At 63.5% G+C, this 18,140-nt stretch carries 18 protein-coding genes and 1 pseudogene; 6 read left to right on the top strand and 13 right to left on the bottom strand.

What is annotated here, in order from left to right; genetic code table 11:
• Positions 1 to 31: 31 nt before the first annotated feature.
• The 5 genes and pseudogenes from moeB to PW789_RS13925 all read right to left on the bottom strand — a co-directional run bounded on the left by moeB (position 32) and on the right by PW789_RS13925 (position 3,408).
• Positions 32 to 1,253: pseudogene (gene moeB / locus PW789_RS13945) on the bottom strand (molybdopterin-synthase adenylyltransferase MoeB).
• Between the two features lie 67 nt (positions 1,254 to 1,320).
• Complete coding sequence (locus PW789_RS13940) at positions 1,321 to 1,572, bottom strand: hypothetical protein (RefSeq protein ID WP_299377388.1); 252 nt, start codon at positions 1,570 to 1,572, stop codon at positions 1,321 to 1,323.
• A gap of 122 nt (positions 1,573 to 1,694) precedes the next feature.
• On the bottom strand, positions 1,695 to 1,997 hold the full coding sequence (locus PW789_RS13935) for a MoaD/ThiS family protein (RefSeq protein ID WP_299377387.1): 303 nt from the start codon (positions 1,995 to 1,997) through the stop codon (positions 1,695 to 1,697).
• Entirely contained in the window at positions 1,994 to 2,455 is a 462-nt protein-coding gene (locus tag PW789_RS13930) for a M67 family metallopeptidase (protein ID WP_299377386.1), read from the bottom strand. The genes PW789_RS13935 and PW789_RS13930 overlap by 4 nt, the downstream gene beginning before the upstream one ends.
• Positions 2,456 to 2,466: 11 nt before the next feature.
• Positions 2,467 to 3,408 carry a PLP-dependent cysteine synthase family protein gene (locus PW789_RS13925; protein WP_367182559.1) on the bottom strand — a complete coding sequence of 314 codons (942 nt, stop codon included), beginning with the start codon at positions 3,406 to 3,408 and terminating at the stop codon, positions 2,467 to 2,469.
• Between the two features lie 86 nt (positions 3,409 to 3,494).
• Between PW789_RS13925 and PW789_RS13920 the strand changes: the two genes are divergently transcribed.
• Complete coding sequence (locus PW789_RS13920; RefSeq protein WP_299377385.1) at positions 3,495 to 3,917, top strand: hypothetical protein; 423 nt, start codon at positions 3,495 to 3,497, stop codon at positions 3,915 to 3,917.
• 3 nt (positions 3,918 to 3,920) lie between these two features.
• Here the strand turns inward: PW789_RS13920 and PW789_RS13915 are convergent, their stop codons facing one another.
• From PW789_RS13915 to PW789_RS13905, 3 genes are read right to left on the bottom strand one after another with little or no spacing between them, the layout of a single operon-like run.
• Positions 3,921 to 4,781: an SGNH/GDSL hydrolase family protein gene (locus PW789_RS13915; protein WP_299377384.1), complete on the bottom strand. Its 861-nt coding sequence runs from the start codon at positions 4,779 to 4,781 to the stop codon at positions 3,921 to 3,923.
• Positions 4,782 to 4,830: 49 nt separating this feature from the next.
• Positions 4,831 to 5,703: a 16S rRNA (cytidine(1402)-2'-O)-methyltransferase gene (gene rsmI, locus PW789_RS13910; RefSeq protein WP_299377383.1), complete on the bottom strand. Its 873-nt coding sequence runs from the start codon at positions 5,701 to 5,703 to the stop codon at positions 4,831 to 4,833.
• Between the two features lie 5 nt (positions 5,704 to 5,708).
• Positions 5,709 to 6,830: a CBS domain-containing protein gene (locus PW789_RS13905; protein WP_299377382.1), complete on the bottom strand. Its 1,122-nt coding sequence runs from the start codon at positions 6,828 to 6,830 to the stop codon at positions 5,709 to 5,711.
• 41 nt (positions 6,831 to 6,871) lie between these two features.
• On the opposite strand from PW789_RS13905, the gene rsmD reads away from it, so the two are divergent.
• Positions 6,872 to 7,477 carry a 16S rRNA (guanine(966)-N(2))-methyltransferase RsmD gene (gene rsmD / locus PW789_RS13900; protein ID WP_299377380.1) on the top strand — a complete coding sequence of 202 codons (606 nt, stop codon included), beginning with the start codon at positions 6,872 to 6,874 and terminating at the stop codon, positions 7,475 to 7,477.
• A 100-nt stretch (positions 7,478 to 7,577) separates the two neighbouring features.
• On the top strand, positions 7,578 to 8,426 hold the full coding sequence (locus PW789_RS13895; RefSeq protein WP_299377379.1) for a zinc ribbon domain-containing protein: 849 nt from the start codon (positions 7,578 to 7,580) through the stop codon (positions 8,424 to 8,426).
• A gap of 41 nt (positions 8,427 to 8,467) precedes the next feature.
• On the opposite strand, the gene PW789_RS13890 is transcribed toward PW789_RS13895, so the two are convergent.
• The 3 genes from PW789_RS13890 to thiL are packed head-to-tail and all read right to left on the bottom strand — an operon-like array spanning position 8,468 to position 11,234.
• On the bottom strand, positions 8,468 to 9,055 hold the full coding sequence (locus tag PW789_RS13890) for a hypothetical protein (RefSeq protein ID WP_299377378.1): 588 nt from the start codon (positions 9,053 to 9,055) through the stop codon (positions 8,468 to 8,470).
• Positions 9,052 to 10,173 (bottom strand): cystathionine gamma-lyase, encoded by a 1,122-nt coding sequence (locus PW789_RS13885; RefSeq protein WP_299377377.1) that lies wholly within the window; start codon positions 10,171 to 10,173, stop codon positions 9,052 to 9,054. The genes PW789_RS13890 and PW789_RS13885 overlap by 4 nt, the downstream gene beginning before the upstream one ends.
• Before the next feature lie 32 nt (positions 10,174 to 10,205).
• Positions 10,206 to 11,234, bottom strand: coding sequence for a thiamine-phosphate kinase (gene thiL, locus PW789_RS13880; protein ID WP_299377375.1), 1,029 nt, complete (start codon positions 11,232 to 11,234; stop codon positions 10,206 to 10,208).
• A 289-nt stretch (positions 11,235 to 11,523) separates the two neighbouring features.
• On the opposite strand from thiL, the gene PW789_RS13875 reads away from it, so the two are divergent.
• The 3 genes from PW789_RS13875 to PW789_RS13865 all read left to right on the top strand — a co-directional run bounded on the left by PW789_RS13875 (position 11,524) and on the right by PW789_RS13865 (position 16,007).
• The gene (locus PW789_RS13875; protein WP_299377373.1) at positions 11,524 to 12,606 is read left to right on the top strand and encodes a M23 family metallopeptidase; all 1,083 of its coding nucleotides are present in this window, start codon (positions 11,524 to 11,526) and stop codon (positions 12,604 to 12,606) included.
• Between the two features lie 160 nt (positions 12,607 to 12,766).
• Positions 12,767 to 14,464, top strand: a complete 1,698-nt coding sequence (locus PW789_RS13870) for an alpha-L-fucosidase (RefSeq protein WP_299377371.1) — start codon at positions 12,767 to 12,769, stop codon at positions 14,462 to 14,464.
• Positions 14,465 to 14,756: 292 nt separating this feature from the next.
• On the top strand, positions 14,757 to 16,007 hold the full coding sequence (locus tag PW789_RS13865) for an HD-GYP domain-containing protein (RefSeq protein WP_299377369.1): 1,251 nt from the start codon (positions 14,757 to 14,759) through the stop codon (positions 16,005 to 16,007).
• 74 nt (positions 16,008 to 16,081) lie between these two features.
• Here PW789_RS13865 and PW789_RS13860 read toward each other — a convergent pair whose 3' ends face one another.
• Positions 16,082 to 17,101: a hypothetical protein gene (locus PW789_RS13860; protein WP_299377367.1), complete on the bottom strand. Its 1,020-nt coding sequence runs from the start codon at positions 17,099 to 17,101 to the stop codon at positions 16,082 to 16,084.
• A 58-nt stretch (positions 17,102 to 17,159) separates the two neighbouring features.
• The gene (locus PW789_RS13855) at positions 17,160 to 18,011 is read right to left on the bottom strand and encodes a hypothetical protein (protein ID WP_299377365.1); all 852 of its coding nucleotides are present in this window, start codon (positions 18,009 to 18,011) and stop codon (positions 17,160 to 17,162) included.
• Between the last annotated feature and the right edge of the window lie 129 nt (positions 18,012 to 18,140).

The following is an 18,140-nucleotide window of genomic DNA, read 5'->3' as shown; positions in this document are numbered from 1 at the left end:
CTTCTCAGTTGCAGCGACGTTTTGCGGCGGCTTAGTACTTTGCCATCGTTGGGTCGATCTTGTCGGCCCAGGCGAGGATGCCGCCGGTGAGGTTCGACACGTTGGTGAAGCCTGCAGCCTTGAGCGCGACGGCGGCCTTCTGGCTGCGTGCGCCGGAGCGGCAGTGGACGATGACCTCATCGTTCTTGTGGTCGGCGATCTCGCTGACGCGGCTCTCGATGGAGCCTACGGGGATCAGCGGTGCGCCGAGGTTGGCGATGGGGTACTCGTGGGGCTCGCGGACGTCGAGGACGAAGATGTTCGCCTTGGCGTCGATCTTTTTCTTGAGCTCCTCGACGGAGATCTGCGGGATGCCCTCGACGATGGCCGCGTCGCCGACAGCCTTGTGGCTGGAGACTTCGAGCGGGCCGACGGTGGTGGGCTTTTCGATACCGCAGAACTGATCGTAGTCGATCAGCTCCTTGATCTCGTGCGTGCCGCAGGCGGGGCAGTCGGGGTTCTTGCGCAGCTTGAGGGTGCGGAAGCCCATGCCGAGGGCGTCGACCATGAGGAGGCGGCCGACGAGAGGTCTCGCCGATGCCGAGGATGAGCTTGATGACCTCGGTGGCCTGGATGACGCCGACGAGGCCGGGGAGGATGCCGAGCACGCCACCCTCAGCGCAGGAGGGGACGAGGCCGGGCGGCGGCGGCTCCGGGTAGAGGCAGCGGTAGCAGGGGCCGTCCTCGGTGGCGAAGACGGAGGCCTGGCCTTCGAAGCGGAAGATGCTGCCGTAGGCGTTGGGCTTGCCGGTGAGCACGCAGGCGTCGTTGACGAGGTAGCGCGTCTGGAAGTTGTCGGTACCGTCGGCGATGACGTCGTACTCCCTGAAGATCTCAAGGGCGTTGGCCGAGGTGAGCATCGTGTTGTGCTTGACGATGTTGACGTTCTTGTTGAGGCCCTTGAGCATCTCCTCGGCGGAGTCGACCTTGAGCTTGCCGACGGTGGACTGCGAGTGGATGATCTGGCGCTGCAGGTTGGACTCGTCGACGACGTCGAAGTCGACGAGGCCGATGGTGCCGACGCCGGCTGCTGTGAGGTAGAGCGCGAGCGGCGCGCCGAGGCCACCGGTTCCCACGCAGAGTACCTTCGCGGCCTTGAGCTTGCGCTGGCCCTCCATGCCGACCTCGGGCAGGATGAGGTGGCGGGAGTAGCGGGCGATCTCTTCATTGGTGAGCTTTGGAAGCTCTACGGTTTCTTCGATGGCTGTTGGCATGGCTTTCCTTGTTGAACTTACTTAATTCTAGATGCTTTGGCCTATTGAACGGCTCAAGATTGGCAGTTCAAAGCCATTTAGCTCTCTTCAGGGCTTCTGCGAACTCCGGGCGCATCACCAAAATCCATTCAGAATTAGTTATATCCCCGGGTCTAAAGAAGTCCTTGCCCCGCACACGATTCGGTGTCTCAAATTCCCCAATTTCTTTGGCTAACTTTCCATAAAGAAGATTGACTGCTCGGTAGCTCTTGTAATGCACATGATGGCTGAGCATGGTTGTTGTCAGTGCACGGGCTTTGGCTTGTTCATGAAAGCCCATGTGGCATATTTTTCTTCCTAATCCTAGGGAGAGGTGTAGACCAAAAACGTACTGAAGGCACCTTCACTTAAAGAAGGCTTCGCTCGGAATGACACCTGGGTTCGGTTGTGCAGGGGATGGAGCTAGAGGAGGGGACAACAGCTACAACAGGCGGAGCCGCCTGCGATGGAGGGGATGATGGTGAGTTCGTCGGTGGCGGCGACTTCGGTGGCGTCCTTGGACGGGAGGTAGCGGAGGTCTTCGTCGTTGAGATAGACGTTGACGAAGGAGCGGAGCTTGCCCTCGGCGTTGAAGAGTTGCTGCTTGAGCGCGGGGAACTCGGTGGTGAGGTTGGTGAAGACCTCGGCCACGGTCGCGCCGGGAACGGCTACCGTCTCCGCTCCGCCGGTAAATGACCGGAGCGGGGTTGGGATGTGGATGTTCATGCCTGACCTTTCGGGGTAGTTGATGCAACGTCGATCTCTACAGCCTGATCGACGAACGTCTTGTCCTCTTCGCCGGTGCCGGAGAGGAGGAACGAATTGGTAATGGCGGCCTTGCCCTGCGCGATGGCGGTGATGATGTAGGAGCAGCCGAACCAGTGGGCTTCGGCGAAGTCGGTGGGCGACCACTGCGCCGGGTGATCCGGGTGCGAGTGGTAGAAGCCGACGATATCGAGGCCGAGGCCGCGGGCCTGCCGCTGGATCTTCACCAGCTCGATGGGCGCGATGTTGTAGCGGTTATGGGCGGAGTCGGTGCGGGTGTTGCCTGCGCGCACGATCTGGTGGACGTGGTTGCCGTCTTCCGTGGATTTGCCGAGGAGCACGCCGCAGCATTCGTGCGGGTAGGTCTCCTCGCCGTGGGCGCGCATGGCCTCGTAGTCGGTATAGGAAATATGCAGCATAGATGGATTACTCAGCGTCCTGCTCCTGCCAGAAGTGCTCGCTCATGTACTTCTCGGATGAGTCGGGGAGGATGGTGACGATGACGGCCTCGCGTCCGGCGGCTGCCTCCTGTTTCTGCGACCTGAACGGCAGCGGCGACAGCAGCAGCGGCGGAGACGCCGACGAGGATGCCGTGCCTGCGGCCGAGGGTGCGGGCGTAGCGGTAGGCGACCTCGGTGTCCATGTCGATGTTGGCATCGGCGAGGGCGGGGTCGTAGATCTTCGGCACGATGGCGGTGGCCATGTGCTTGAGGCCTTCGAGGCCGTTGAAGGCGGCGTCGGGCTGCATGGAGATGCATTTGACGGCCGGGTTCAACTCCTTGAGGCGGCGCGTGGTGCCCATGAAGGTGCCGGAGGTTCCGAGGCCGGCGACGAAGTGGGTGATCTGTCCCTCGGTCTGCTCCCAGATCTCGTTGGCGGTGGTGCGATAGTGGGCGCGCCAGTTCTCGTCGTTGGAGTACTGGTCGGCGTAGAAGTAGCGGTCGGGATGCGCGGCGGCCAGCTCGCGGGCCTTGCGGATGGCGCCGTCGGAGCCGTCCGCTGGATCGGTCCAGACGATCTCCGCGCCGTAGGCCGAGAGATACTTCTTGCGCTCGGGCGAGACGTTGGAGGGCATGCAGAGGGTGACGGGGAAGTGGAGCGCCGCGCCCAGCATGGCGTAGGCGATGCCGGTGTTGCCGCTGGTGGCGTCGAGCAGCCCCATGCCATTGCCGATGAGGCCGCGCTTGATGGCGTCGCTCACGATGGCCGAGGCGGCGCGGTCCTTGATGGAGCCGCCGGGGTTGTTCCATTCGGCTTTGCCGAGGATCTGGATGCCGTCGAGACCATCGGCCAGATTGTCGAGGCGCACGAGTGGCGTATTGCCGATACGATCAAGGATGGTCGAGCCGAGTGGTTTGACGGTGGTCAGCATGTTTCCTGGCAAGTTCCTGTCTCCCGTCGCGATGTTGCATTGATGGTCTGATGCGAATATGCGACAGTTAAATACGAGTCTAAACGATGGCCCTTCTAGCGAAAAACTCTAAGCAGCTCAGCTTCAACGATGCCCTCTCCGTTTTGGGGAGCCAGAAATTTGATGTGGCACCGGCGCAGGACGGTGCAAAGCGCACTCCAAATGCCTTCCAGGTCCGCAAGTACGGCTGTGCGGCGGAGATCGCGGCGGCCCCCAACGGGACGACGGAGATCCTCGCTCGTCCGGGAGTTCTGCTGAACGGCGAGATTGCGCGCCTGCTCGACCGGGGCTACCAGAAGTTCTTCAAGACGGCGAAGCTCGAGATTCCGGCGACCGCGGATCATCTGCGTTCGCTGCACGAGTTTACCGAGGAGCTGAAGCTGGCGATCGGCGGGATCAACCTGTACAACGAGTCGCTGGGAACGACCAGCGATGTGTACAACTACGACCGCGTCAAGGGTCGCAAGTAACTTTTATTTGTGCTCCGGCGCCTTGCCGGTGAACTCCGTGAAGAGCATCTCGCCGACGGCCCGATGGGTGGCGGTGGAGGGGTGCTCGGCGTGGTAGAAGTAGTACGTCCCGGGGTTGGCGCAGGGGGTTGTGTCCTCGTTGCGGATCTCGCGGCCGGCGCACCTGTCGGTGGTGTTGGTGATGCCGTAGCGGCCGGGATTCTGCATAACCTCATCGAAGTAAAGACCCCAGTGGCTGACCAGGATCTCCGAGCCTGCCAGTTGTGGCGAGATCTCTGACGGAATGCGCTCCAGGCTGGGATTGAGGCGGATGGCGACCTCTGCGAAGCCGGAGATGGCCGTGGGGAGCACGGCGACCTCGAAGCGGCGTGCGCCCAGCGCGTAGAGGGTCTTGATCTCGCCTTCGAGATTGTCGATGGTGGTCTGCGTGGCCAGGCTGTGATCGTTGAGTCCTCCTGCGAGGTAGAAGAGCGTCCGGTGCGGGTCGAAGGTGATCTTCTTCGCCTTGACCATCGCGGCGAAGTCGTCGACCTGGCGCTGCATACCGTATCCGAGTAGAAATTTTCCGATGTGGCGTCCGGCGCCGTTGCCGGTCTGCGCGCCGCTGATGGCGAAGTCGAGGCTTTTGCCGGCCGGATCGGCGATGTTTGAGGGATAGAGCCTGGTGCCGAGTTTGTCTGCGAAGTAGGCGACGGCTGTGGGGCCGTTGCTGTCGAGGTAGCCTTCGCCGATGTCGGAGTAGCTGTCGCCGAAGACGTAGACGCGGTCGATGGGCTGCGCCTTCGGCGCCTGCGCGTGGATGCAAGGGGCGAGAGCGAAGCCAGCGAGGAGCAGAAGAACGCGTGCTGCGATGGAGAGCCTCATGGAGGAGGGATGCTTCAAGAGCTGCCAGCGGTTGTGTTGGAGGCGAGCGCTAGCGGCGGCTCTGTTCACGCTGCAGCTCGCGGTAGGCCACGCTCTTGCCGATGCCGCGATCGCGGGCGACGCGTTTGAGGGCGTCTTTCTCGGAGAGGCCTTCGGTCTGTACGAGTGCGGCGACCTCGGCGGCGATGCTGCGTTTCGGCGTTGAATCCTGCTGCGGAGCGGGCGAGAAGAGGAGAACGATCTCGCCGCGGACGGAGGCGCGGGCGCTGAGCTGCGAGTGAAGGTCGGCGACGGTGCCGCGCAGGAACTCCTCATGCAGCTTGGTGAGCTCACGGGCGATGACGATGTGCTGGGTTGCGCCGAAGACGCTTTCGAGGTCGGCGAGCGTGCCGAGGATGCGGTGCGGCGCCTCGTAGAAGATGTGCACGGCGGTGTCACGGGGAAGCGCTTCGAGGCTGGTGCGGCGCTGGCCCTCCTTGGCGGGAAGGAAGCCGTGGAAGGTGAAGGTCTCGGTGGGAAGACCGCTGGCGATGAGCGCGTTGATGACGGCGCTGGCGCCGGGGATGGGGAAGACGGTGATGCCTGCGGCGATGGCGGCCTGGGCGATCTCGTGGCCGGGATCGGCGATGCCGGGCGTGCCTGCGTCGGAGACGACGGCGATGCGTGCGCCTTCTTTCAGCTGAGCGAGCAGCTCTTCGGCGCGGAGGCCTTCGTTGTGCAGGTGATAGCTGACGGTGGGCGTGGCGATGCCGAAGTGGTTGAGCAGCTTCTGTGTCTGGCGGGTGTCCTCGCAGGCGATGCGGTCGGCGGAGCGCAGGATGCGCAGGGCGCGGAGGGTGATGTCTTCAAGGTTGCCGATGGGGGTGGCGACGAGATAGAGGCCGGGAGCGAGAGGTGGATCGTTCGCGGAGTCCGAGGGCATTGCGGCTAGTCCTCGCGCTGCTGCTGGAACTGGGTCATGCGGCGGCGCGCGTTGAGCAGGCCCATGGAGTGGGCGAGGTTCTGCGGTGTGATGATGCCGACGATGCGGTCGCCGTCGAGGACGGGGACGAGCTGCGCGCCCTGTCCGCCCATGATGCGGCGGAGGGTGGTGACGAGCGAGTCGTCGGGCTGCGCGGTCTGGAAGGAGCGGGTCATGACGCCCTGGATATAGCCGTTGCCGCTGGCCTGGAGGGCATCGACGATGCCCTGGCGGGAGACGGCGCCGACGAGGTTGCCGCCGCGCACGACGGGGAAGACATCCTGCAGCGTGTGCACGGAGCTTTGCAGGGCATCTTCGAGCGTGTCGGAGGCGGAGAGCGTGCTGAAGTTGGTGAGCATGACGTCGCGCATGCGGACGGGATCGTTCTCGTTGGCGAGCAGCATGCTGGTATCGTCCATGTGCGCTCCGATGAAGACGAAGCCGCCGATCATGATGAGCCACATGTTGGGCAGGATGCAGCCGGTGATGGCGAGCAGGACGCCGATGATCTGACCGAGGCCGGCGGCTGCGCGGGTGCCCTTGAGGACGCCGTGGTTGCGGGCGAACTCGCCGCGGAAGATGCGTCCGCCATCGAGCGGAGCGGCGGGAAGAAGATTGACGGCGGCGAGAAGAACGTTGACCCAGACCAGGGCTCGGATGAGATGCGCCGGTGTGAGCCAGGGCTTTTCGAAGAGATTGATCTCGGGGGTGACGGAGAGGATGATCGCGGCGAAGAGGAGGCCGAGGAAGAGATTGGTCAGAGGGCCGACGAGGCCGAGCCGCTTGCCGATCTCGGGCGTCGCCGCGCGATCGTTCGCCTCGGGCGTGCCGTACTGCTGGAGGCCGCCGGTGGGCAGTAAAAGAATGCTCTGCAGATCGAGGCCGAACCATGCAGCGGCGATGGCGCGCGCGATCTCACGCACGACGACGGCGAAGAAGAGGATGACCCAGAGTGCGAAGCCCCGGCTGCCGGAGGAGCCGGAGACGGAGGAGTAGCTGATGGAGAGTCCAAGCAGGAGCAGGAAGAAGGTGTGGATGCGTATCTCCACACCGAGGAGCCTGCCAATCGAGAAAGACCATCCGCGCATGCTTATCATTGTATGCGTAGAGCGAAGTGGGGATAGGAAAGATGCGGATCATTGCGGGGAAGTACAGGTCGCGGCTGCTGGAGGCACCGCGGGGCATGACGACGAGGCCGACGAGCGATCGTCTGCGGGAGACGTTGTTCAACGTGATTGCGCCGCGTATCGAGGGGGCGCGTTTCGTCGATTTGTTTGCGGGCTCGGGCGCGGTGGGGATCGAGGCGATCAGCCGCGGAGCGAACTTTGTGTGGATGGTGGAGAATGCGCAGCCGGCGCTGCGGGCGATCCGCGAGAATCTTACGTCGCTGAAGATTGCCGCGGGCTGCAGGGTGGAGGAACGCAGCGCGATGGGTGCGCTGGAGGGCATGTTGAAGCGCGGGGAGAAGGCCAACATCATCTTTCTCGATCCGCCGTATGAGTCGGCGGAGGAGTATGTGCGGGTGCTGGGGCTGCTGGGCAGCGAGCGCGGCCTTGCGCTGCTGGAAGAAGATGCGCGGGTGATCGTGGAGCATCGCGCGAAGGAGGCGCTGGAGAAGAGCTACGGCGCGCTGGAACAGATCCGCAGGCTCAAGCAGGGCGATGCCGCGCTTAGCTTTTATGCTGTGCGTTCTGCGGTGTCTTCGTCGGGGGATGCGTCAGGAAGCGGCGTTTAGCGCGCGTGTGATGATGGCGTAGCCGTGATCTGAGAAAATGGCAGCGCGAAAAAAATGGCAGTGCGAAAGAGATTTCCGATGAGCAGGAGAGCAGAGCCGCATGGCCACGATTGAGTTTGTCCGCAACTACACCGACCACTCCACGGATCGCGGGTACCAGTTTGAATTTCGCTGTGACCATTGCTACAGCGGCTACATGTCGTCGTTCGATCCTTCGGTGATCGGCGCGGCAGGCGGTCTGTTGCAGGCGGCGGGAAGCCTGTTCGGAGGCCTGCTGGGGTCGGCGGGAAGCACGGCGTACGACATTCAGCGCGCCATCGGCGGACCGGCGCACGATCGTGCGTTGCAGCAGGCGGTCACCGAGGTGAAGCAGAAGTTTCGCCGCTGCCAGCGCTGCGGCAAGTGGGTGTGTGCGGAGATCTGCTGGAACGATCGCGCGGCGCAGTGCACGGGATGCACGCCGAAGTATGAGCAGGAGGTCATCTCCATGCGCACGCAGGCACAGATCGAGGCGACGCGGGACCAGCTGCGGGAGAAGGCTGACCAGACGGACTATGTGTCGGAGATCGACATGAATCCCGATGCGCAGGTGCGTATTCAGCCGGGCGGCCAGAATCCGCAGCTTGGCGCGCAGGCAGGCGGATGGCAGGCGACGCTGGGAGCGCAGCAGCCTGCGCTGGCTGAGCCGGCAGGCTGGCAGACGCTGCCGCAGTCGACCTCGGCGGCTCCGCAGTCAGCGGAGTGGCAGACGGTGCATGTGACGCCTCCGCCGGTGGCGAATGTCTCGGCCTCTTCGCACTGCACCGGCTGCGGCGCGACGTTGACGGGAGGCAGGTTCTGCGCCAACTGCGGTGCTCCTGCGGCGGTGCCGAAGCGGTGTGCGGGATGCGGACATGTCTCGGCGCCCGCGGCGAAGTTCTGCGAGGACTGCGGGACGAAGCTGGGCTGAGGAGGTTTCCCGGCTGAGCAAGGTTGTTGCGCTGATGCTTTTTAGGAGACGCCGCCGCCCTGGTGCTGTCCGTTGCCGAGATCGACGGTGAAGGGGACTTCCTTGTCGGTGAGCATGTTCCAGCCCGTACCGTGCAGCGTGCTGGCTTCGATGCCGGTGATGCGAATGCCTTCCCAGCTGAGCTTTGCTGTCGTCCAGGCGTGTCCCTGAGCGCCCCATGCGGTGACGGTGTGAAAGCCGACGAAGAGGATCAGATTGTTTGATGGCGCAGAGTGAACCGCGACGACCGGCTTCTGGTCGATGTGCGTGGAGTGCCCGGGCGCAGCGGTGTCGATGATGTAGGCGTAGCCTCCGGCGACGGCGCAGAGCTGGTCGGGATGCGGGCAGGCGTGGACGCCGGTGGGCATGGAGGCATCGCGAAAGCCCAGAGCACAGGTGGCGAGGAAGCTGCCGCCTGATGCAGGGCGAACGAGCAGCAGCATGGCTCCGCGGGCGAGCGCATCTTCTTCCCCGGCGATCTGCTGCGGATAGGTGAACTGGCGCGCGGGGGCGATCAGAGGCGGCGTCTTGAGGACTTCGACCTGCCAGTTATGGGCGAAGGTTTCGAGCGAGGAGGTGGCTGTGCTCATCGCGTTGCGTCCAGTGCCTGCGCGATGTCTTCGAGCAGATCGTCGATGTCTTCACAGCCTGCGCTGAGTCGGATGAAGCCTTCGGAGATGGCGTCGCCTCCCCAGCGGGCGCGGCGCTCGGCGGAAGAGGTGATGCCGCCGAAGCTGGTGGCGTCAGTCAGAAGCTTCGAGGCGGAGAGGAAGCGCTCGGCCGTGAGCTTGTCGCGCAGGATGAAGCTGACGACGGGGCCGAAGTAGCGCATCTGCTTTGCGGCGATCTCGTGGCCGGGATGCGTGGGCAGGCCGGGGTAGAGGACGGCTTCGACGTCGCGGCGCGTGGAGAGGTACTCGGCGATGGCCTGGGCGTTGGCGCAGGAGCGCTCGAGGCGCAGCGGCAGCGTGGCGATGGAGCGGTGGGCGAGCCATGCCTCCATGGGGCCGAGGACGCCGCCGGTGAGCATACGCCAGCGACTGATCTTCGCGTGCAGTTCGGGGTCGCGGGTGGCGACGTGGCCGATGAGTGTATCGCTGTGGCCGGTCATGGATTTGGTGTCGGAGGCGACGGAGATGTCGGCGCCGAGGGCGAGCGGCTTCTGGCCGAGCGCCGTGGGCGTGGTGTTGTCGACGGCGACGAGGGCACCGGCGCGGTGGGCTGCGTCGGCGAGTGCGGCGATGTCGGCGAGCTCCATCTCGGGGTTGCTGGGCGTCTCTAAAAAGAGGAGGCGCGCGCCCTGAAGAAGTTCTGCCTGCGCGTTGTTGGCGGTGTTGGCGAAGCGCAGCTCGACACCCATCTCGGCGAAGTACTCTTTGGCGAGGACGCGGGCGGCGTAGTAGGAGTTCGACGGAAGGACGACGGCGTCGCCGGGACGCAGCGTGGCGCCGAAGACGGCGGTGATGGCGGCCATGCCGGTGGCGAAGACGAGCGCTGACGCGGTGTAGCCTTCGGCGGACTCCATCTGCGCGATGGTCTCTTCGAGATGCGTCCAGGTGGGATTGTGGGCGCGGGCGTAGGTGTAGGGAACGCCGGTGGGATCGCCGGGTGCGTGATAGGGAGCGGCGAAGACGGGACCTGCGTGGAGGGGTTCGCCGGCGACGGCCCTGGTGAGGCCGGAGCGGATGATTCGGGTGGCATCGCGCATGATGCTTCGATTGTAAGTGTCCGATCCAGGTTTCAACGTGCGGTGAGGTGCTGCCAGCCGCCTGGCTTCAACTCGCTGCGTGTGCCGTCAGACGCGAGGATCGTGATGGCCGGCTGTGTGCGAGCGCGCCGGTGCATGGTGCCGATCCGCGTGATGGGAACGCCTGCGATGGATCGAGGCATACGTGTCGTGGCGGAGGCGGTGAAGAGCAGCTCGTAGTCTTCGCCGCCGTGGAGCGCGGCGTGGAGGGCTTCGGCGGGTGCGAGGCGGGCGGCGAGCGGATGCAGGGGAAGCGCGGCGGCGTTGATCTCGGCGCGGACGCGGGATGCTTCGCAGAGATGGGTGAGGTCGGTGGAGAGGCCGTCGCTGATGTCGATGGCGGCGCTGGCAAGTTTGCGGCGAAGCAGGGTTGCGCCGACGGCGAGTCGCGGCTGCGGGTAGAAGTGGGGATGGTCGCGCTGCGATGTCGCCTTCGATGGCCGGTTGGAGGCGAGCAGGGCCGTCAGCTCGGCGTGCGCTCCGCCGAGTGAGCCGGTGACATAGATGGCGTCTCCGGCGTGCGCTCCGCTGCGGCGCAGGGACTGGCCGGTGGGTGCGGTGCCGAGCAGGACGATGTCGGCGAGGATCAGGTCGGCGGGGGAGCCTGCGGTGTCGCCGCCTGCGAGCGGGGCTTTGTGACGGACGGCGAGCGAGCGTATGCCCTGGAGAAAACCGGAGATCCAGCGCTGGCCGCGGCTGGTCTGCGTGAGGCCGTTGGGAAGTGCGAGGGAGAGGAAGGCGGCGAGCGGTGTCGCTCCCATGGCGGCGAGGTCGCTGAGGCCGCGCGCGAGGCAGCGGTGGCCGACGGATGAGGCGGGATGGAGGTCGCGGCGGAAGTGGCGGTTCTCCAGGGAAAAGTCGGTGGTGACGAGAATCTCCCGATCGGATGGCGGACGCAGGATGGCGCAGTCGTCGCCGATGCCTAAAGCAATCGAACTTCCACTCTGCGGGAAGGTTTTGCGGATCTGCTCGATCAGGGTGAGCTCTCCGGCCGGTTTTGCGGTCTTTGTGGCCATATTCATGCAGGATACGCTGCTGGATTGAGGCTGCGGATGAGCGGTAAGCGTATTTATTTCTGTGATTTGAGATATGTGGTCCTGAGCTGCTGCTTTTGTGGTACACCTGGGCAACCCAAATAGCGTCTGTTCTATTGCAGGGGTGACTTCCGTTTGCTAACCTCGAAGAGGACGCCCAAGAGAGTCTGTTATTCACAAATGCGGATTGGTGAATTTCATTTGCCAGTCGATAAATGTGGGTGCATTCACTCCGAGTCGGCAATTTGTCGGCCAAACTCTGGGTCCGGGTCGTAGATTGAAGCTTAAAAAGCGTTACTACATCATGGTCGTCAGCCGCGACGAGGACGGAAGCCTGCACAAGGTTCCCGTTCCGATGCACTACGCGTACATCTTCGTCGCAGCGGCTGTGATTGGTATGTTCACGATCACGGGGCTGGCAGGATCGTACTCGCGGATGCTGATCAAGACGGCCCGCTTCAATCAGCTGCGCCAGGATCATAACGCTCTGCAGAAGGATTATGTGCACCTCGAAGAGGCGGCGCGTGAGAAGGATATTCAGGCAGCGTCGCTGGGTTCTCTGGCGAGCGAGGTCTCGGCGCTCTATGGCCTGACGGCGAGCAAGCTGGCGATGCCGGTGGGACGCCTGACGGGCCGCGCCAGCCGCAAGCATGCGGAGGACGTTGCGGAGCAGGTGGAGAAGACTCCCCTGACGGAGACCGCGAGCCTGAGCGATGACAGCTATTACAAGTCGGTGGATGCGTTCTATTCGCTTCGCAACCAGGCGTTGAGCGGAGCGGCGGCACGTTCGCTGAGCGGCATCAATCGTCCGAGCGACAGCGAGAGTTTGTTTGGCGGCGGTCTGCCCAGCGCGGACCTGAACGCTTCGGCGTACGCTCCGACGCTGTGGCCGGTGATGGGGCCGATCTCGAGTGGTTTCGGTCAGCGCATCGATCCTGTGCTGGGTAACGGTGAGGGTGAGTTCCACAAGGGGCTGGATATTTCGGCTCCCAACGGTACGCCAATCCGCGCGACCGGTGACGGCGTGGTGAAGTCGGCTCAGGTGGAGAACGGCTACGGCCGGGCGGTAGTCATCGATCATGGTCATGGCGTGGAGACGCTGTATGGCCACATGTCCGGCTTTGCCGTGATGCCGGGGCAGACGGTGGCGCGTGGAGAGGTGATCGGCTACGTAGGCCACAGCGGCCGCGTGACGGGCAACCATGTGCACTACGAGGTTCGCATTCACAACACGCCGGTCAATCCGCACAAGTATCTTCGCGTGACGCTTGCGGATCTTGGCGCGGAGACACCAGCACTTCCTGCAGGAAGCGCTGCCGGCGCAAAGGCTACGGCGAAGGCCGCGGGTCTGGATCAGTAACGCAGAGATGAAGAGATGGAGCAGAGAGGGCCGGGGATCCGGCCCTTTTTGTTTTGCTGTGCCCTGTCGGGAAGAGGGTGAAGAAGATTTCACCAGCGACAGCTATTTACTTTCTGTGAAAGCATAAAGAATAGATTTTATTCAAGATTTGAGGATTTTTATGCACGTCGTATCGCGTCCGATCAAGGGTTTGCAGTGGGTTGCAGCGGCGGCGCTGCTTGGCGTTGGCGCAGTCTCGATGCAGGCGCAGGGCAAGCCGATTGCGGGCGAGAATACAGACTTTACGCACTCGCTGAATAAGCCGGATCGGACGGAGTGGTTCCGCGATCAGGGCTTCGGTCTGTTCATTCACTGGAGCGTGGATTCGCAGCTGGGCGTGACGATCAGCCACTCGCTGGTGGGCGCTTCGGAGGACTATGACGACCGCTTCTTCAACGACCTGCCGAAGACCTTCGATCCGACGCGCTTCGATCCTTCGGAGTGGGCGCGGCTGGCGAAGCTGGCGGGTGTGAAGTATGTGGTGTTCACGACGAAGCATCACTCGGGCTTCGGCATGTTTGCGACAAAGACGACGCCGTTCAACATCATGAACACGCCGTTTCATCGCGATGCGACGAAGGAGATTCTGGATGCGTTTCGCAAGGAAGGCATCGCTCCGGGCATGTACTTTTCACCGGACGATTTTTACTGGCTGCATGAGAACCACAAGCTGATTCAGCGCGGCACGGACGCGGTGCAGCCGAGTGAGAATCCGGGGCTGCTGAAGTATGACTCCGACCAGCTGACGGAGCTGATGAAGAACTATGGCCCGGTGGATGTGCTGTTCTTCGACGGCGAGGCGACGAGCCTGCGTCAGCTGGCGTGGAAGATGCAGCCGAACATCGTGATCACGCGCGGCGCGATGCTGTCGCCGGAGCAGACGATCCCCGGCGTGCCCTACGACGGCCCGTGGGAGGCGAACGACACGATGGGGGACGCCTGGCAGTATCAGCCGCAGAACGATCACTACAAGAGCGGCACGCAGCTGATCCATCGGCTGATTGAGACGCGGGCCAAGGGCGGCAACTTTCTGCTGAACATCGGGCCGAAGCCGAACGGCGAGCTGGCCATCGAGCAGGAGGAGCGGCTGCGCGAGATTGCCACCTGGATGTTTGTGAACGGCGAGGCGATCTACGCGACGCGGCCCTGGATCATCACCAATGAGGGCGATGTCTGGTTTACGAAGAAGAAGGACGGCAGCGCTCTGTACGCGATGGCGGCTCCCGCGGTGCCGTGGAAGATGGGGCAGTGGCAGGAGCTGGTGCTGCACTCGGTGAAGGCGACGGCGAAGACCGAGGTGAGCGTGCTGGGGGCAAACGGCGAGGTGATGGAGTATTCGAACCAGAAGCCGGAGACGACCTACAGGATGGAGGCCGATGGCCTGCACATCCACACAATCCGCTCGCAGCGCATCCAGGACAATCGCCAGTGGCCGAACCCGGTGGTGTTGAAGATCACCAACGTGGAGCCGGCGCTGACGCCGCCCAGGGTGAAGACGCTGAGCTACAGCCGCGAGGCGGGCAGCGGCGCGGTACGGCTGGAGGGCGAGATGATCGATATGGCCGGGGCGAAGTCGCTGAAGGTGGGATTTGAGTATCGGACGATCGAGGGCGAGGACGTGAACTCACGGACGGCGCCCTGGACCGCGACTCCGCTTGAGACGGTCACCGCCGCCGGGAAGTTCTCTGTCACGGTTAATGGAATACCCGCCGGCAGCCGATATGAGTTTCGTGCGGTGGTTCATCATCCCCTGCTGGCACTTTATGGGGGAGATGTTCGTATTCGCCCGGCGGATATACATCCTGCAGATAATAAGTAACTTGGTTCCATTTTTATTTGTTTGCCGGATGTCCGTCGATCTCTCGTGGGAAAGCGTGAGGCATATTCCAGTGTCAATCCTTTGAGGTGTGCAACGTTTTGCATGGTTACCTTGTCTACTGTTACGGAGGCGTAAAAGGGTTGCTTCCATGGGGGTTGGACTCCAGGTCCCCCGGGGCTGCATCTTTTGTGTAGTAGCGGTGCTCTTCGGGCAGTCATAAAGTGGCCATTGACCTGTGGATAAGTGGCTTCGGCCTAGCTGTGACCACACTTGGTGGAGACGGACGGACATTATGGAGCTGCAGACGTCAGCGTCATACCGGCAAGTAGCGCAGAACGATTCCGGATCGATCTCTCTTTCAGAGATCATCTCGGCACTTTCGTTTGCGACTGACCTGACCGAAGGAGCAGTTCGCGGCCATGCGCTGCGCAGCTGCCTGTTGGGCATGAGGATCGCCGACGAGGCCGGTGTGGGGGGCGAGCAGAAGAACAGCCTGTACTATGCACTGTTGCTCAAGGACATCGGCAATCAGGAGATGATCGGCCTGCGTTGCGACCGCGGCGCCAGCATCGTCAGCAAGCTGGGTATGGGCGAGATGGCGGCCGATGCGGTTCGCAGTATCGAAGAACATTGGGACGGCACCGGCTTTCCGAAGCGGCAGCGCGGGCAACGGATTCCCCTGCTGGCTCGGGTGTGTGCTGTAGCGCAGCATCTGGATGTCTTTTCCGTCGGACGCAACACGGACGTTGCCATCGAGACGCTGGAGCAGTGGAGCGGGACGTGGTTCGACCCGCACCTGGTTCGTGCGGCGCTGGCGTTGAATCTTCGCGGGGAGCTGTGGAGCTGTTGCCGCTCCGATGACAGCCACGAGCTGACGCGGGCGGCGGTGCTGGAGCTTGATCCGCAGCAGCGCAAGAGGCTGGATGAGCGGCAGATTGACCTGATCTGCGAGGCGTTTGCAGACATCGTCGACTCGAAGTCGCACTTTACGTATCGTCACTCGATCGGCGTGGCCGAGGTGGCGCACGGGATGGCGCAGAAGCTGGGGCTGCCGCCGGAGCGGGTCAAGCTGGTACGCCGGGCGGCGCTGCTGCACGATATCGGCAAGCTGAGCGTGGCTAACTCGATTCTGGACAAGCGCACGCCGCTCAGCAAGGAAGAGTGGAAGATCGTGGAGCGCCATCCGGGGCTGTCGCGGCAGATCCTGGAGATGATCGAGCCCTTCCGCGAGATGGCGATCATCGCCGGGGAGCACCACGAGAAGCTGGATGGCACGGGATACCCGAACCGGCTGATGGCTGCGGACCTGTCGCTGGAGTCGCGCATCGTCGCTGTGGCGGATGTCTACAGCGCTCTGTCGGAGGACCGGCCGTATCGCCCCGGGATGGACAATCGTCAGATTCTGCCGATCATGCGTTCGTTAACGCCGGATAAGCTGGATGTCGATTGCGTGGATGCGCTGGCGGCGCTGATGGGCAATTCGGCGACGTTGCTGTTCGAGCCGGTGAATACACATGCCGGGAGCGTTACGCAGGTCGCCTGAGCACCCAAGCAGGGAATCAGCCAAAGATTTTTGAAACGGTCCGGATCTCCGGGCCGTTTTGCTTTGGAGCTTTGTCAGCGGGTGTCGCTGGTCGCGGTGGCGGAAGTGGCCAGCTGCTGCAGGAGGTCGGTGGGAACGGTTGCCGTGATGACGGCGCGGTCTTTGCGCTGGTCGATGCGCAGCGAATCGAACATCTTGAGCACGGCCGCGTCGTTGTCGTTGCGTGGCTGAATCTGCTGCAGCGAGCGGAGCAGGCCGATGAGCGTGGAGAGGTTCTGCGCGGCGCGGGCGGCGTCTTCAGGCGTGGGGGAGAGCTCTTCGATGCGAAGGCGCAGCGTGCCGGTGTAGCGCAGGCTGGCGACGAAGGTGGTGTCCTCGGGCAGGGGCAGCTGCAGGCCGAAGAGGGAGATGTAGCCGCGGTCGGAGAAGGGAAGTCCGATGTGTCCGATGCCCCAGGCGGCGGAGAGCAGCGGCACGTCGCGGTAGCGTTCGGAGAGGAGCGAGGAGCCGGAGAAGGGCGAGGCGGCCGAGCGGTGGCGGTCGAGGATGGAGTGAATCTGCTCGACGGTGGGCATGTTGGAGGCGGCGATGGAGTCGTAGCCCAGTTGGGCGATGCGGAGCGGCCGGGTGACTGTGCCGTCGCTGATACGGATGGTGTAGATGGTGTGGCCGGCGTAGCTCTCGCGCGACTGGGCGATGGACTCGAGGTAGTTGGCGAGGCGCTCGCCGTCGAAGCTGCCTTCGAAGACCTCGGAGTAACCGACGGGCCCGTTGGGGCCGTTGGGATTCTCCATGCGGTGCAGGGCGAAGGCGACGGAGTTGAGATCGCGTTCGGGCACGATGCCGGTGGCGTCGACAAAACGCTGGTAGTCGGGCGCACGGGTGACCTGGTTGCGGTCGAGGTGGGTGGCCAGGCGCAGCGGCTTGAGGTTGAAGTAGACGATGGCGTCGGATTCGGGCAGGAGCCTCGCGGCCTCTGGCGGCGCGGCTTTACGCAGCACGATGGCGATGATCAGTGCAGCGACAAGCGAGAGCACAACCATCAGCGAGTAGCGGGTGGATCGGCGAAACAACCAGTGGAATCGGCCAGACATTCAGTCTGTTTCTATCCTGTCCTGCGCCGGAGAGCAATACGCGTCGGATTCGGGCGAGCTATTCGGTGATGGCAAACGTGTAGATCTTGCCGCCGTTGGCGATGTTTGCGGTGCCGGGAGGCAGGATGCCGTACTCGCCTCCGCCGACGGCGTGGTCGATGGTGAAGGTATAGGTGCGGGCGGCGATGCGGGTGGCGTTGAACTTGACCTCGTCGCGGTCGGCGCCGCCGGTGGAGTGGAAGACGCCGCCGGTGAGGGTGCGGAACTCCCGGTAGTCGGGGTGGAGGCGGAAGCGCACGAGGGTGTAGTCGGCGGCGGCGGCGCCGTCGGGGGTGTAGACCATGAACTCGATGGGGGCCTGCAGGGCGAGTTTGGATTGAGCGCCGTTGACGCGGCCGTTCATGTCGGTCTTGATGATGCCGTGGGTGGCGGTGGACTTGAGCCAGCCGCCGGACTTGGCATGGATGACCTCGGCCTCGATGGGTTGCCAGATGCCTTTGCGGTCCTTGTAGTAGACGCCGATCTCGTTGACGGGAATGACGGTGACGGGAGCTGGCGGTGGATCGTCCGTTGCCTCGCCGCCGGGGGTGAGGCGCCTGCGGCCGCGGTTGATCATGGCGGTGATGACGCGCTCGGAGACGCCAGCCTCCTTGAGCGCGATCATGGCATCGGCGTCGGTGGTGTACTGGCCGGGCTGCGTGTTGATGGCCTGGATGATGAGGTCGTCGCTGAGATTGGCCTGCGCCATGCGGATGACGGAGGTGTTGTTGAGGGTTTTGGCGGGGGCGGACTTTGTGACGAGGGGCCCGGCGTCGGCCTGGGGAGTCTCGGTGACCTGGGCGCGCGCGACGGCTGGAACGGCCAGGATCGCGACAAGGGCGGCAGGAAGCAAGAATCGCAGCAGAGACATGCAGGGAACTCCCGGGGCAGTGTTCTTATGGGGTTGGACGAGGGAAAGGCTATCACGCAACCAGGGGATTTCGGTGGCGGTGAGAATCGTTTGAGATTGGTCTGTCATCATGGATATGGGGCGCGTTTT

The sequence above is a fragment of the Edaphobacter sp. genome, assembly GCF_028283685.1.
Lineage (GTDB): Bacteria > Acidobacteriota > Terriglobia > Terriglobales > Acidobacteriaceae > Edaphobacter.
This window is presented reverse-complemented; position numbering and strand designations above follow the sequence as displayed.